This is a genomic window from Micromonospora sp. SD12 (genome assembly GCF_052068495.1).
Lineage (GTDB): Bacteria > Actinomycetota > Actinomycetes > Mycobacteriales > Micromonosporaceae > Micromonospora > Micromonospora echinofusca.
Genome location: NZ_JBQHDF010000024.1, coordinates 18,171 through 32,239 on the forward strand (window position 1 = coordinate 18,171; position 14,069 = coordinate 32,239).

Below are 14,069 nucleotides of genomic sequence, written 5' to 3' on the forward strand. Positions count from 1 at the left end.
CAGCGGTGCCGCGACGGCCGCTCGGGCCGCGTGGAAAGATGACGACCATGTGCGGACTCCTGGCCTTCTTCAGTGCGCGCGGCGACGCCGCCGCCCACCGCGACAACATCGCCGGGGCGTTGGAATGCCTGCACCACCGCGGACCGGACGAGACCGGTGTCGAGGTGGTCGGCGACGCCTCCGGCCGGTACGCGGACGGGGTGTTCGCGCACAAGCGGTTGGCGATCATCGACGTGGCCTCCAGCCAAGAGCCCCTGTCCTACGCGAACGGGCGCTACCTGCTCACCTTCAACGGCGAGATCTACAACTACATCGAGCTGCGCGAGGAGCTGATCCGGACCTTCGGCGCGCAGTTCGCCACCGCCGGTGACGGCGAGGTGATCGTCGCCGGCTACCACTTCTGGGGCGAGCAGGTGCTCACCCGGCTGCGCGGCATGTTCGCCTTCGTCATCTGGGACCGGCAGGAGCGCCGCGCGTTCGGCGGGCGGGACTACTTCGGCATCAAGCCGCTGCACTACCTGGAGACCGCCGACGGCCTCTACCTGGCCTCGGAGAAGAAGGCGCTGCTGCCCTTCGCCCACTCCAACTACCAGGGCGACGCCGGCATCGACACGGCCAACCTCAGCCACTACCTGACCCTGCAGTACGTGCCCGAGCCCGGCACCCTGCACAAGGGCATCAGCCGGATCGGCTCGGGCGAATACCTGACCTGGTCCCCGGGCGGGCGCATCGACGTGCGCCGGTGGTACCGGCCGGTTTTCCGGCCCACCCCGGTCGACGACGAGCAGCGCCTCTACCACGAGATCCGGGAGACGCTGCGCGAGAGCGTCCGGATGCACATGCGCTCCGACGTGCCGGTCGGCTCGTTCCTCTCCAGCGGCATCGACTCGACCGCCGTGGTGGCCCTGGCCCGGGAGTTCAACCCGAACATCCTCACCTTCACCGTCGGCTACGACGTGCCCGGCTACTCGGAGATCGACGTCGCCCAGGACTCGGCCCGGCACCTCGACGTGACCACCATCCCGACCAAGATCGGGCCGTACGACATGATCGAGGCGCTGCCGAAGATCGTCTGGCACCTGGACGACCCGGTGGCCGACCCGGCCCTGGTGCCCCTCTACTTCGTGGCCAAGAAGGCCGCCGAGCACGTCACCGTGGTGCTCTCCGGCGAGGGCGCCGACGAGTTCTTCGGCGGCTACACCATCTACCGCGAGCCGCTGTCGCTGAGCTCGGTCAACGGGCTGCCCGACGGGGTGCAGAAGGGGCTGCGGGCGGTCTCCAAGGCCATCCCGCAGGGGGTCAAGGGCAAGAGCTTCCTGGAGCGCGGCACCACCCCGATCGAGCAGCGCTACTACGGCAACGCCCGGATGTTCACCGAGGAGGAGAAGCAGCACCTGCTGCGCCGCTACGACCCCTCGGTCCGCTACACCGACGTCACCGCGCCCATCTACGCCGAGTGCACGGAGCTCGACGACGTCACCAAGATGCAGTACGTCGACCTCTACACCTGGCTGCGCGGCGACATCCTGGTCAAGGCCGACCGGATCTCGATGGCGCACTCGCTGGAGGTGCGGGTGCCCTTCCTGGACCGCGCGGTCTTCGACGTGGCGTCGCGGATCCCGGTGGACCTCAAGCTCCCGCCCCGCTCCGACGCCACCAAGTACGCGATGCGCCAGGCGCTCCAGGGCGTGGTGCCGCCGGCCATCGTCAACCGCAAGAAGCTGGGCTTCCCGACCCCCACCCGGGTCTGGCTGCGCGGCGAGATGTACGAGTGGGCCCGGCACGTGCTGTCCACCTCCGGCGCCGGTGACCTGCTCGACCTGTCGTACGCGATGCGGCTGCTGGAGGAGCACAAGCGGGAGGAGGCCGACCACTCCCGCAAGGTGTGGACGGTGCTGATCTTCTGCATCTGGCATGCCATCTTCGTCGCCAAGACCCTCGACCCGGGCATCCAGCGCAACCAGTCCGCCCTGCTCACCAAGCCGGTGGTCGGCTCCATGGTCCGCTGACCCGCCCCGCCGGCCCTCCGCCGGCCATTTCGCCGATCAAGAGGTTTGCGTCCCCGCTGCGGTTGCCGGGGACGCAAACCTCTCGATCGTTCAGCGGGGGTCGTCCCGCGGGGGTCAGCGGCCGGAGCAGGTGACCGTGGGCAGGGTGTTGGTGCCGTTGGTGGTGGCGACGAAGCCGAAGGTCGTGGTGCCCTCCGGGGGGATCGCTCCGTTGTACGGCGCGTTGGTCACGGTGACCGAGGAGCCGGACGTGCTCAGCGTGCCGCTCCACAGGCTGTTGATGCTCTGCCCGCTGGGCCACGTCCAGTTGGCCGTCCAGCCCGACCACGTCGACGCGCTGTGGTTCATGATCATGACCTCGCCCTGGAAGCCGCCGTTCCAGGCGCTGATCACCTTGAAGACCGGCATACAGTCACCGCTGTGCGGCGGCGGCGTGGTCGGGTTCGGCGGCGGCGTGGTCGGGTTGGGCGGGGGAGTGGTCGGGTTGGGCGGCGGCGTGCCGCCCGGGCCGACGCCGGTGACCTCGCCGTTGCCGCCGTCGAAGGTGACGTCCGAGCAGCCGAAGAAGTTCTCCTGGCTGTCGGAGCGCACCCAGCGCGAGTAGATGAGGTGCCGGCCGCTCTTGTTGGTGGGCAGGTTGCCGCTGAAGTAGTAGTGCCCGTCGTTGGTGCCGCTCGAGCCGCGCTGCGGCGGGTTGGTCACCGTCAGGAACGGCTCCTCCAGGTCGCTCCAGGCCAGCGGACGGTCCGGGCTCCAGCTGTCCTTCGTGACGTAGAAGTAGAACGTGCCGGGGTGGTGGGCCCAGTTGCTGTAGCGGAACTCCATCCGGGCCCCGGCCGTCAGGTGGGTCAGCGGCCAGTCGGTGCGGGCCAGGTCGTAGCCCGCGAAGCCGGGGTTGCCGCCGCTGCACAGCTTGCCGTCCGGGATGAAGCCGACGGTCCGGCCGCCGGCGTCGGAGCGCAGCACGCTGAACCAGTTGTAGAGCGAGTTGGTCCCGCTCTGGGCCACGGCGGCGGAGCAGGCGGGGTTGTTCGGCTTGATCTCGCCGGTGCTGGTGAGACCGTCCTTCCAGCAGAGGTAGGTGCGGCTGCCGGGGGCCATCGGGGTGCCGTGCGCGGCGGCGGGGTCGGGCCCCGCCGTCAGGACGACGGCACCCGCGAGAAGGGTCGCGGCCGCGGTGAGCAACGCGGCCGTACGCGATCGGTGGGACACGGGTTCTCCTCACTCGCGGGACGCGGGCGCCCCGCGGGCAACGCGCGGGGGCGGCGCTGGCCGCCCCGCTGCGACGCGGGCAAGACGGTCGCGGCGGACGTGCCCCGGCGCGGATGGCCGGCGGACGTGCGCCGTCGGCGGCCCGACTGGCGGGCCGGTGCCCTCGCGTGGATGTGAGACCCGGCGCCGGCGGCGCGGCAGCCCCCCGCACCGCCCGGCAAGCGCCATCCCACCACGGACGGCGGTGGCGCGCAATAGCCGATGCTCGATGTGTCAGTAGCGCTCGACGAGGTGTTGCCGGCCGGGCGGCGGTTCGTAGGGCTCCGGCCAGAACTCGGTCACCTCGCGGACGAGGCCGGCCTCGTCGAGGTCGAGGAAGCTCGCGACGGGAAGCTCCTCGCCCTGGTGGGCGCAGGTGAGCCAGGTGGCGGCATGCCGGCCCGAGGCGACCGCCCGCGTCACCGTGAGGTGCCAGCCGTCGGGGTACTCCTGGTTGAAGCGCAGGAAGGACTCCCGGCCCACGATCCGCTCGCGGGTCTGTGGCAGGTGGTAGACCACGTCGTCGGCGAGCAGCCGGCCGAGGGCCGCCCAGTCCCGCGCCTCCAACGCCGCCCAGTAGGCCGATACCGTGGCTTCAGCGCTCGTCATGGCGCATGACTGTGCCAGGCTGGTACGACAAGATCGTTCGGCGCGCGCCGTGGACGGAGGCCGGAATGGGATACGCGGTGGTGCTCGGCGAGGCACTGGTCGACCTGCTCGACACCGAGCGCGACGGTGAGCCCGTCTACCGGCAGGCGGTCGGCGGTGGACCGCTCAACGTGGCGGTCGCCGTCGCCCGGCTCGGCGGCGCGGTGCAGTTCGTCGGGTCGCTCGGCGACGACGTCCTGGCCGGGCGGATCCGTGCCTTCCTGACCGGGGCGGGCGTCGGCCTCGCCGGGGCGGTCACCGTCCCCGCCCCGACCGCGCTGGCGGTGGCCACCTTCGCCGGGGCGGAGCCCGACTTCCGGTTCTACGGCGAGCCGCCCTCCTACGGGCTGCTCGGCCCCGACGACCTCGACGCCGGGCTGGTCGCCGGCGCCGACGTCGTCTACTGCGGGTCGATCGTGCTGCTCCAGCCGCCGGTGCTGGCCGCCGCGCGCCGGGCCTGGGGGCTCGCCTCCGGGCTGCGGGTCTTCGATCCGAACGTCCGTCCCCGGCTGCTCCACGGGCCGGCCGCGCTGGCCGGGCTGCGCGAGGTGGTGGCGGAGTTCGCCGCCGGCGCCCACCTCGTCAAGCTGAGCGCCGCCGATGCGAAGCTGCTCTATCCCGGCGAGCCGGAGGAGGGCGTGGCGGCGTACCTGCGGGAACTCGGCGCCGGCACCGTCGTGGTCACCCTCGGCGCCGCCGGCGCGGTGCTCGCCGCCGCCGGTGCCGATCCGGTACGCGTACCCGCGCCGGAGGTCGACGCGGTCGACGCCACCGGCGCGGGCGACTCGGTGATGGGCGCGCTCGTCGCGGACCTGCTCGTCGACGGCGAGCCCACGGACCCGGCGGCCTGGCCCGAGCGGGTGGCCTTCGCGCTGCGGGTCGCCGGCCTGGTCTGCGAGTCACCCGGCGGGGCGACCGCCATGCCCACCCGCGCCGAGGTCCTCGCCCGCTTCGCCCGCTAGGCCGGCGTGCGAGCACGCAGGGCCCGGACGGACCAGTCGAGGGCCGGCGCCAGGCTCTCGGGTGCCTGCCAGCCGTTCACCACGGAGAGCAGCCGCAGATAACGCTCCCTGCGTGGGTCGTTCGCGGACTCCAGCCTGGCCAACAGCCGGCACCGGAGAGCGGCGTCCTCGGGGCGGCCGCAGAACTCCGCGTACCGGGCTAGGACCGCTTCGACGACCGCGTCGGCCTTGGGTGAGGCCGGGTCGACGCCAGCCCGCCGGACCGGTTCGGTCTGGTCACGGACCATGGCGACGGGGTCGCGGCGGACGCCGGTGGTGCGGCTGTGGGCGCGGTCGGCCGCGTGCTGCTCGGCCATCCGCCGCATGCTCGCGCGGAAGTCCGGGTCCCGGGACAGCTCGGCCAGTTCCACCCACGCCTCGACCTGCTCGACGTCGGCGTCGTCGGGCAGCTCGGGGGTCATCGAGCGCATGATCCCGGCGAACCCCGGGTCGGTGTCCAGCCCGCCGAAGGCCGCGTCGAGGAACTCGGCGACCAGGCGTCGCCGTTCGTGCTCGGAGAGTCTGGCCAGTCTGTGCACGAGTTCCATCTCCTCCGGGTCGGACGCGCGCCTGGCCACCACCGTGAGTACCGCCTGTTGGAGCCGCAGCGCCCTGACCTGTGTCGCCAGCGCCTCGGCGTGCGTCGCGGCGACCTCGGCGAGGGGGACCTCCCGCTCCACGACCCTGCGGATGGTGGCGAGGTCGAGCCCCAGCTCGCGAAGCGTACGCACCAGGTTCAGGCGCACGACGGCCGCAAGGTCGTAACGGCGGTGGCCGGTCGGGCCACGGTCGGTCGGCGGCACGATTCCCCGGTCGGAGTAGAACCGGACGGTCTTGACCGTCAGCCCGGTACGTCGGGCCAGCTCCCCGATCGAGTAGCGCGTGTCGCTGGTCATGTCCCCACCCTCGCGCCTCCTCCTACGGGAGACGCAAGCCCCCGCCGCCAGGCCGTCGCCGTCAGGCGGTGCCGTCGAGTTCGGCGTAGCCCCGGCGGGCGGCGTGCAGGGCGGCGCGGGCGCCGAAGGGCGCCTCGGCGGCGACGCGCTCGGGCGGGGCGCCGCCGGTGTGCCCGGCGCGGATGAGCCAGGCCAGCTCGACGAGCTGGGCGTGCTGCGCGCGGACGAACCCGGCGTCCACCGGCTCGCCGTGCCCCGGCACGACCACGGTGGCCGGGGTGGTCGTGCGCAACAGCTCCGCCACCGTGTCGGGCCACTGCAACGGGTACGACTCCTCGAAGGCGGGCGGGCCGCTCTGCTCCACCAGGTCGCCGGCGACCAGCACGTCGGCGTCGGGCACGTGCACCACCAGGTCGCCGGCGGTGTGCCCCCGACCCGGGTGGCGCAGCACCACGCGCCGGCCGCCCAGGTCGAGCACGGCCTCGCCGTGCACGGTGTGCGTCGGTGCCAGCAACACGGTCCCGGCGACCTCCTCGGCCAGCGCGGGCTGCGTGTCGCGCAGCTCCGCGTACGCCTCCCGGCGCAGCCGGTCCGGCTCGCGCATCGCCTCGGCGGCGATCTCGTGCGCGTAGATCGGGCGGGGCGGTTCGGCGGCGAGCGTCGCGTTGCCGAAGCAGTGGTCGAAGTGGTGGTGGGTGTTGACCACCGTCCACGGGTGCGGGGTGACCGCCCGCGCGGCGGCGGCCAGCTCGGCGGCCTGCCCGGCGGTGGAGAGCGTGTCGACCAGCAAGGCCGCCTCGTCGCCGACGACGAGGGTGACGTTGACGTGCAGCGACGGCTCGCGCAGCACGTGCACCCCGTCGGCGACCTGCACGAAGCGGGCGGTCACGACGACCGCGCGGCGCGTTCCACGAAGCGCTGCCGATCGACCAGCACCCGCTCCACCCGGCCCTCGGCGACCGTCTCGTCGCCGTCGCTGACGCTCACCTCGAAGTGCAGCCGCCGCCCGTCGACCGCGCTCAGCCGCGCCTGCGCCACCACCGTCCGCCCCACGGGAGTGGCCGCGCGGTGGTCGAGCTCGACCCGGGTGCCGACGGTCGTCGACCCGCCCGGCATCCGGGTGGCGGTGGCCGCCACCGTGGCCGCCTCGGCGAGGGCGAGCACGCGGGGCGTGCCCAGGACGGGCACGTCGCCGGAGCCGACCGCCTGGGCGGTGTCGGCGTCGGTGACGGTCAGCTCCACCCGGGCGGTCAGCCCCGGGGTCAGCGCGGATTCCGGCTGCTCCTGCATGGCCAAAGCCTAGACGAGACGGCACCGGGCGGCGGGTCGCCCGGGAGGGACCGCGGTGGTCGGCGTCGGTCGATGCCGCCCACGCCGTTAACCTTGACCGCGATGTCTGTCGCGACCGACCCCCAGCCCCCCGCCCGGACCGAGCCGCCCGCCTCGCCCGACGGCGGGCGTCGCCGCGTGGTCGCGATGACGGTGTGGGGGGTCGCCTTCGTCGCCGGCTGGCTCGGCATCGGCCTGCCGACCGACCCGGCGTACGCGTTCCTGTGGATCTGGGCGGCGACGATCGCCTGGAACAGCAGCCGGCCGTGGCGCAGCCACCTGCGCTTCGCGCGGGACTGGGTGCCGGTGGTGCTGCTGCTGGCCGTCTACAACCTGTCCCGGGGCTTCGCCGACAACGGCGCCACCCCGCACGCGTACGAGCTGATCGTCGCCGACCGGGTCATGTTCGGCTGGGCCACGGGCGGGCAGGTGCCGACGACCTGGCTCCAGGAGCACCTCTACCGGCCCGAGGTGCACTGGTGGGACGTCGCCGTCAGCTGGGTCTACTTCTCCCACTTCGTGGTGGCCCTGGCCGCCGCGGCGGTGCTCTGGCTGCGGGACCGGGGGCGGTGGGCGGCCTTCATGCGCCGCTGGGGCTTCCTCTGCGCCACCGGCCTGATCACCTACTTCCTCTACCCGGCCGCCCCGCCCTGGTGGGCGGCGCAGAACGGCCTGCTGGAGGAGGTCGCCCGGATCTCCACGCGCGGGTGGAAGGCGTTCGGCATGCACGGCGCCGGCAACCTGCTCAACGCCGGGCAGATCGCCTCCAACCCGGTGGCCGCGATGCCCTCGCTGCACACCGCGTTCGCGCTCTTCGTGGTGCTGTTCTTCCTGCGGCAGACCCGCCGCCGCTGGTGGCCGCTGCTGCTGGCGTACCCGCTGGCGATGACGTTCACCCTGGTCTACTCGGGCGAGCACTACGTCATCGACGTGCTGGTCGGCTGGGCGTACGTCGGGATGACCTTCCTCGCGGTCGGCCTGGCCGAGCGCTGGTGGGCGGCCCGCAAGGCCCGCCGGGCCCCGGCGGAGCCCGACGCCGCGCCGACCGACCCGCAGGCCTCCGCCGAGCCGCCGCCGGTGACGGCGGCGCGCTGAGCGGTCCGGGCGACCTCAGCCCGCCCGACGGGCGGCGTGCGCGCGGGCCGTCAGCTCCGCCGCCAGGGCCCACGCCTCGGTGACGTCGCGGTCCCGGGCGGCGGCGCCGGCGCCGCCCGCGGTGTCGGCGTGCACCGTCGCCAGCCGCAGCCGCCGCTGCGCCGGCCCCTGCACGACCCGCACGCTCTGGATCCGGGCGTACGGCACGAGCGCCACCTGCCGGGTGAGCAGGCCGGAACGGACGGCGAAGACCCGGGGGTCGAGCCCGGCGCCGAGCACGCCCCGGCTCAGCGGGTTGAGCCAGCGGGCCCGCGTCGGCGGCGGGCTCAACGGCAGCGCGTCGAGCCGCACCCCGGGCAGCACCTCGGCCACGATCGCCTCGCCGGTCGCCAGGTCGCCGACGGGGAGCAGCCGGTCCGGCCGGTTGCGCTCGTCGGCCTCACCGGCGGAGTAGCCCGCCACCTCCAGCCGCAGCCGCAGCCAGCCCTTGACCCGCCACAGCAGCGGCCAGGTCACTCCGACGGTCTGCACCCGGTCCAGCGGCACGGTCTGCGCGCGCGTCTCCAGCAGGCCGTTGCGGATCCGCAGCGTGCCCTCGTCCCGGGCGAGCCGGAAGTTCCAGTCGTCGAGCACCCGCCGTACGGGTTGCAGCAGCACGCCCGCCATGGCGGTGAGGGTGCTCGCCACGGCGATGAACGACCAGGTGTCCTCGGAGAGGAACTGCGCCACCACGAACGCCACGCCGAACGGGATCATGAACGCCTGCGGGGTCAGCAGCTGGCTGACCAGCAGGTCGTTGTTCGCCACGGCGTGCAGGGGCCGGCCGGGTGGCGCTGCCGGCGTCGCGGACGGAGCGGCGGCCACCCCGGCCGGCGACGGCGGGTGCGTCTCGGCCGCGACCCGCCCGGCGAGGGCGAGCAACCGCTGGCGCAGCGCGTTCGCCTCGACGACGCCCAGGTAGGCCAGCGGCGCCTCGGTCTTGCCCCCGCCCACCACCTCCAGCCGCAGCTCGGCCAGGCCGGTGAGCTGGGCGAGCAGCGGCCGGACCACCTCGACGGCCTGGAGCCGTTCCAACGGGATCGCCCGGGTGCGCCGCCAGAGGAGCCCCTCGTACACCCGCAGCTCGCGGCCCACCACGTGGTAGCCGGTGTAGTACCAGCTCACCACGGCCAGCACGGTGGCGCCCAGGGCGAGCACCGCCGCCATCAGGGCGAACCAGCCGAAGCCGACGCGGGACAGCGTCGACCAGGACAGCCCGGCGATCACCACCACCAGGGACTTGGCGCCGTGCAGGGCGGGGCTGAGGGGATGCAGCCGCTGCCGTGGCTCGGCGTGCTCGGGTTGCCCTGCGTTCTCGGGTTGCCCTGCGTTCTCGGGTGGCCCTGCGTGCTCGGACGGTCCGGCGTGCTCCGGCGACCCGGGGAGCGCGACGGGCTCCGCCCCGGGATGGGCGGCCCTCTCCGGCGGGAAGCGGGCGTCCTGCGGGACGGGGCCGAGGGTCTCCGGTCGGGCGCCGGGTTCCGCCGGCATCGGCCCGGGGCGGTCCGTGCCCCGGGCGGCCGGGTCGCTCACAGTCCCTCCGCCCGGTCCTCGCCCAGGGCGGTGAGCCGGTCGCGCAGCCGGGACGCCTCCGCCGGGCGCAGCCCCGGCACCCGGGCGTCGGTCGCCGCCGCGGCCGTGTGCAACTGCACGGTGGCGAGCCCGAACGCGCGCTCCAGGGGGCCCGCGCTGACGTCCACGAACTGCATCCGGGAGTACGGCACGATGGACAGCCGCCGCACCAGTAGCCCGTGCCGGACCAGCAGGTCGTCCTCCCGCTCCGCGTAGCCCCAGGCCCGTACGGCGCGCACGATCGCCACGCTGCGCAGGCCGCCGAACAGCAGGACCAGGCCGACCGCCGCGCCGAGGAACCAGCTGCCGCTGACCGCCCAGGCGACGCCCAGCCCGAGGGCCAGGACGATCAGCACCATCGCCAGGCGGATCAGCTCCACCCAGATCTGGTCGGACGAGATCGACTGCCAGCGGACGGTGTCCGGCCACGGCTCCAGGGGGCCCGCCGGCGGGAGGGACGGCGCCGGTGGCGGGCCGGCGGACCCGTCACCGCTCACCGGGGAAGTCCGTTGTGCGCGCTCACCCTTCGAGCGTAGGCGATCCGGGGGCCGGTACGACCTCCCGGAGGAAGCCACGGGCGTCGAGGAAGTCGCCGAGGGTGGCGCGGTGCGCCGTGCACGCCAACCAGGTCTTGCGCCGGTCGGCGTCGTGCAGCCGCGGATTGTTCCACCTCAGCGCCCATTCGGCCGGGGCGCGACAGCCGCGGGACGAGCAGATCAGCGGCTCGTCGGCGGGGAGGGGGGTGCTCATCCCGGCCAGTCTAGGGCGGCGGCACCGGAAGTTTGAGCGCCGGGCGGCCACGGGGGGAGCCGCCCGGCGACGGGGTGAATGGTACACGCGCCGGACCGGTCCGTGTCCACCCGTGATCGGCGATTCCGTGCCGCGCGACGGCGTGGCGGGCCGGCCACGTGCCACCCGTGACGGTACGGCGAAAATCGCCTTCTCCCCACCTCGGCACTCAGCCGGGCATGCGAGTCTTGATACGCACCACGCCGCGCGACAACCGATCATGCTGTGGAGGACCGGTGGCCCAGCCGACCACGCCCGACGCCCCGATGCCGAACGGGACGGGCCCGGAGACACCCGAGCCGGTGACCACCCCGGCCGAGGACGCGACCCTGCTCGAGCGGGCGCTGTTCGAGATCAAACGGGTGATCGTCGGGCAGGACCGGATGGTGGAGCGGATGTTCGTCGCGCTGCTCGCCCGGGGCCACTGCCTGCTGGAGGGCGTGCCGGGGGTGGCGAAGACCCTTGCGGTGGAGACCCTCGCGAAGGTGGTCGGCGGCTCCTTCGCCCGCGTGCAGTTCACCCCCGACCTGGTGCCCGCCGACATCATGGGCACCCGCATCTACCGGCAGTCGAGCGAGAAGTTCGACGTCGAACTGGGGCCGGTGTTCGTCAACTTCCTGCTCGCCGACGAGATCAACCGGGCGCCGGCCAAGGTGCAGTCGGCGCTGCTGGAGGTGATGAGCGAGCGGCAGGTCTCCATCGGCGGCGAGAGCCACCAGGTGCCCGACCCGTTCCTGGTGATGGCGACGCAGAACCCGATCGAGCAGGAGGGCGTCTACCCGCTGCCCGAGGCCCAGCGGGACCGCTTCCTCATGAAGATCGTCGTCGGCTACCCGACCGACGCCGAGGAGCGGGAGATCGTCTACCGGATGGGGGTCGCCCCGCCACAGCCGGCGCCGGTCTTCACCACCCCCGACCTGATCGCCCTGCAACGCAAGGCGGACCAGGTCTTCGTGCACAACGCCCTGGTCGACTACGCGGTCCGGCTGGTGCTGGCCACCCGCGCCCCGGCGGAGCACGGGATGCCCGACGTCGCCCAGCTCATCCAGTACGGCGCCAGCCCGCGCGCCTCGCTGGGTCTGGTCCGGGCCACCCGCGCGCTGGCGCTGCTGCGCGGGCGCGACTACGCCCTGCCGCAGGACGTGCAGGACATCGCGCCGGACATCCTGCGCCACCGGCTCGTGCTCAGCTACGACGCGCTCGCCGACGACGTGCCCGCCGACCACGTGGTGCACCGGGTGATGTCCACCATCCCGCTGCCCTCGGTCGCGCCCCGGCAGCAGGCGACCCCCACGCCGACCGCCACGCCGCCGGGCGCCGGTTGGCCCGGGCAGCGCCCGTGACCTCACCCGCCCGTCGGCCTGCCGACGTCCCCTCCGACCGCACCGAAGCCGTCCTGTCGCGGCTGCAACTGATGGTCACCCGCAAGCTCGACGGCCTGCTCCAGGGCGACTACGCCGGCCTGCTGCCCGGCCCGGGCAGCGAGGCGGGGGAGTCCCGCGAGTACCGCCCCGGCGACGACGTACGCCGGATGGACTGGCCGGTCACCGCCCGCACGACGATGCCGCACGTGCGCCGTACGGTGGCCGACCGGGAGCTGGAGACGTGGCTGGCGGTGGACCTCTCGGCGAGCCTGGACTTCGGCACCGGGCGGTGGCTCAAGCGTGACGTCGTGGTGGCCGCCGCGGCGGCGCTGGCCCACCTGACCGTGCGCGGCGGCAACCGGATCGGCGCCGTGATCGGCAGCGGCGGCGGCGCGAGCGCCCCGGCCCGCCGGTGGCGCGCCGCGCCGCCGGTCGCCGGCCCGGACGTCTTCACCCGGCTGCCCGCGCGCTCCGGCCGCAAGGAGGCCCACGCGCTGCTGAGGGCGATCGCCGGCACCGAGATCCGTCCCGGGCGCAGCGACCTGGGTGCGCTGGTCGACATGCTCAACCGGCCGCCCCGGCGCCGGGGCGTGGCGGTGGTGATCTCCGACTTCCTCGCCCCGCCGCAGCGGTGGGCCCGGCCGCTGCGTAAGCTGCGCGTCCGGCACGACGTGGTGGCGATCGAGGTGGTCGATCCCCGGGAGCTGGAGCTGCCCGACGTCGGGGTGCTGCCGGTGGTCGACCCGGAGACCGGTGAGCTGCACGAGGTGCAGACCGCCGACCCGCGGCTGCGCCACCGCTACGCCGAGGCGGCGGCCGCCCAGCGGGCGGAGATCTCCGCGGCGCTGCGCGGCGCGGGTGCGGCCCACCTGCGACTGCGTACGGACCGAGACTGGCTGCTCGACATGGTGCGTTTCGTGGCCGCGCAGCGGCACGCGCGCACCAGGGGGACGACACGATGATCCGCTTTCTGCAACCGTGGTGGCTGCTGGCCGTGCTGCCGGTGCTCGCTCTCGCCGCCCTCTACGTCTGGCGGCAACTGCACCGCCGGTCGTACGCGCTGCGGTTCACCAACGTGGACCTGCTGCGCACCCTCGCGCCGAAGGGGCTGGGCTGGCGGCGGCACGTGCCGGCCACGGCGTTCCTGCTCTGCCTGCTGGTGCTGGCGACCGCGCTGGCCCGGCCGTCGGTCGACACCCGGGAGCCGCTGGAGCGGGCCACGGTGATGCTGGCCATCGACGTGTCGCTGTCCATGCAGGCCGACGACGTGTCGCCGAACCGGCTGGAGGCGGCGCAGGAGGCGGCCAAGCAGTTCGTCGGCGAGTTGCCGGAGAGCTACAACCTGGGGCTGGTCTCGTTCGCCAAGTCGGCGAACGTGCTGGTGCCGCCGGGCAAGGACCGGGACGCGGTGACCGCCGCGATCGACGGGCTGGTGCTGGCGGAGGCGACGGCGACCGGGGAGGCGGTCTTCACCTGCCTGGAGGCGATCCGGTCGGTGCCGGCGGACGGCGCGGCGGGGATCCCGCCGGCCCGCATCGTGCTGCTCTCCGACGGGTACCGCACCTCGGGCCGGGCCGTGGAGGAGGCGGCCGCCGCCGCGCAGGCGGCGAACGTGCCGGTCTCGACGATCGCCTTCGGCACCGACTCCGGCCAGGTGGACATCGGCGGCCAGCTGCAACGGGTGCCGGTGGACCGGCTGGCCCTGGCCGACCTGGCCGAGGCCACCGAGGGCTACTTCTACGAGGCGGCCTCGGTGACCGAGCTGAAGCAGGTCTACCAGGACATGGGCAGCTCGATCGGGTTCCGCACGGAACCGCGCGAGGTCACCCAGTGGTACGCGGGGGTGGCCCTGCTGTTGGCGCTCTGCGCCGGCGCACTCAGTCTGCTGTGGTCCTCGCGGATGCTCTGACGTGCCCGACGACCGGCGGCGTCAGTGGGCGGCGCCGCCGGCGAGGACGAAGACGACGGCCACCCAGACGGCGGCGAGGGTGAAGCCCAGCGGGGCGACGTAGCGGCTCATGGACGGCTCCGGGTGGCGGCTGGACGGTCCGCGCGTGCGGGGGCGGACCGCAGGGG

At 74.0% G+C, this 14,069-nt stretch carries 14 protein-coding genes; 6 read left to right on the top strand and 8 right to left on the bottom strand.

The genetic code is table 11. The annotated features are described in order from the left end of the window. Window positions 1-47 precede the first annotated feature (47 nt). Window positions 48-2,009 (top strand): asparagine synthase (glutamine-hydrolyzing), encoded by a 1,962-nt coding sequence (asnB, locus tag ACTMS2_RS27645; protein WP_089003352.1) that lies wholly within the window; start codon window positions 48-50, stop codon window positions 2,007-2,009. Window positions 2,010-2,123: 114 nt separating this feature from the next. Here the strand turns inward: asnB and ACTMS2_RS27650 are convergent, their stop codons facing one another. Together ACTMS2_RS27650 and ACTMS2_RS27655 are read right to left on the bottom strand one after the other, a co-directional pair. After that, complete coding sequence (locus tag ACTMS2_RS27650; protein WP_441178011.1) at window positions 2,124-3,221, bottom strand: lytic polysaccharide monooxygenase; 1,098 nt, start codon at window positions 3,219-3,221, stop codon at window positions 2,124-2,126. A gap of 273 nt (window positions 3,222-3,494) precedes the next feature. Further along, window positions 3,495-3,869: a nuclear transport factor 2 family protein gene (locus ACTMS2_RS27655; protein WP_441178012.1), complete on the bottom strand. Its 375-nt coding sequence runs from the start codon at window positions 3,867-3,869 to the stop codon at window positions 3,495-3,497. Window positions 3,870-3,934: 65 nt separating this feature from the next. Between ACTMS2_RS27655 and ACTMS2_RS27660 the strand changes: the two genes are divergently transcribed. Then, the gene (locus ACTMS2_RS27660) at window positions 3,935-4,870 is read left to right on the top strand and encodes a PfkB family carbohydrate kinase (RefSeq protein WP_441178013.1); all 936 of its coding nucleotides are present in this window, start codon (window positions 3,935-3,937) and stop codon (window positions 4,868-4,870) included. Here ACTMS2_RS27660 and ACTMS2_RS27665 read toward each other — a convergent pair. From ACTMS2_RS27665 to ACTMS2_RS27675, 3 genes are all read right to left on the bottom strand, one after another. Further along, a complete protein-coding gene (locus ACTMS2_RS27665) occupies window positions 4,867-5,805 on the bottom strand; it encodes a MerR family transcriptional regulator (protein WP_441178014.1) in 939 nt (312 codons plus the stop codon). The genes ACTMS2_RS27660 and ACTMS2_RS27665 overlap by 4 nt on opposite strands. A gap of 61 nt (window positions 5,806-5,866) precedes the next feature. Then, window positions 5,867-6,694, bottom strand: a complete 828-nt coding sequence (locus ACTMS2_RS27670) for an MBL fold metallo-hydrolase (RefSeq protein ID WP_441178015.1) — start codon at window positions 6,692-6,694, stop codon at window positions 5,867-5,869. Continuing rightward, entirely contained in the window at window positions 6,691-7,101 is a 411-nt protein-coding gene (locus ACTMS2_RS27675; protein ID WP_441178016.1) for a thioesterase family protein, read from the bottom strand. Before ACTMS2_RS27675 ends, ACTMS2_RS27670 begins: the two co-directional genes overlap by 4 nt. Before the next feature lie 96 nt (window positions 7,102-7,197). On the opposite strand from ACTMS2_RS27675, the gene ACTMS2_RS27680 reads away from it, so the two are divergent. Continuing rightward, on the top strand, window positions 7,198-8,229 hold the full coding sequence (locus tag ACTMS2_RS27680) for a phosphatase PAP2 family protein (RefSeq protein WP_441178017.1): 1,032 nt from the start codon (window positions 7,198-7,200) through the stop codon (window positions 8,227-8,229). Window positions 8,230-8,244: 15 nt separating this feature from the next. On the opposite strand, the gene ACTMS2_RS27685 is transcribed toward ACTMS2_RS27680, so the two are convergent. Genes ACTMS2_RS27685 through ACTMS2_RS27695 form a run of 3 tightly spaced genes read right to left on the bottom strand, consistent with a single transcriptional unit; the run spans window position 8,245 to window position 10,590 of the window. Further along, window positions 8,245-9,759, bottom strand: coding sequence for a PH domain-containing protein (locus ACTMS2_RS27685; RefSeq protein WP_441178054.1), 1,515 nt, complete (start codon window positions 9,757-9,759; stop codon window positions 8,245-8,247). A 38-nt stretch (window positions 9,760-9,797) separates the two neighbouring features. Then, on the bottom strand, window positions 9,798-10,337 hold the full coding sequence (locus ACTMS2_RS27690) for a PH domain-containing protein (protein WP_441178018.1): 540 nt from the start codon (window positions 10,335-10,337) through the stop codon (window positions 9,798-9,800). A gap of 22 nt (window positions 10,338-10,359) precedes the next feature. Then, window positions 10,360-10,590 carry a hypothetical protein gene (locus ACTMS2_RS27695; protein WP_363900520.1) on the bottom strand — a complete coding sequence of 77 codons (231 nt, stop codon included), beginning with the start codon at window positions 10,588-10,590 and terminating at the stop codon, window positions 10,360-10,362. 275 nt (window positions 10,591-10,865) lie between these two features. Between ACTMS2_RS27695 and ACTMS2_RS27700 the strand changes: the two genes are divergently transcribed. Genes ACTMS2_RS27700 through ACTMS2_RS27710 form a run of 3 tightly spaced genes read left to right on the top strand, consistent with a single transcriptional unit; the run spans window position 10,866 to window position 13,902 of the window. Beyond that, window positions 10,866-11,972 carry an AAA family ATPase gene (locus ACTMS2_RS27700; protein WP_441178019.1) on the top strand — a complete coding sequence of 369 codons (1,107 nt, stop codon included), beginning with the start codon at window positions 10,866-10,868 and terminating at the stop codon, window positions 11,970-11,972. Continuing rightward, the gene (locus tag ACTMS2_RS27705; protein WP_441178020.1) at window positions 11,951-12,955 is read left to right on the top strand and encodes a DUF58 domain-containing protein; all 1,005 of its coding nucleotides are present in this window, start codon (window positions 11,951-11,953) and stop codon (window positions 12,953-12,955) included. The genes ACTMS2_RS27700 and ACTMS2_RS27705 overlap by 22 nt, the downstream gene beginning before the upstream one ends. Then, a complete protein-coding gene (locus tag ACTMS2_RS27710; RefSeq protein WP_101411557.1) occupies window positions 12,952-13,902 on the top strand; it encodes a VWA domain-containing protein in 951 nt (316 codons plus the stop codon). The genes ACTMS2_RS27705 and ACTMS2_RS27710 overlap by 4 nt, the downstream gene beginning before the upstream one ends. Window positions 13,903-14,069 lie beyond the last annotated feature (167 nt).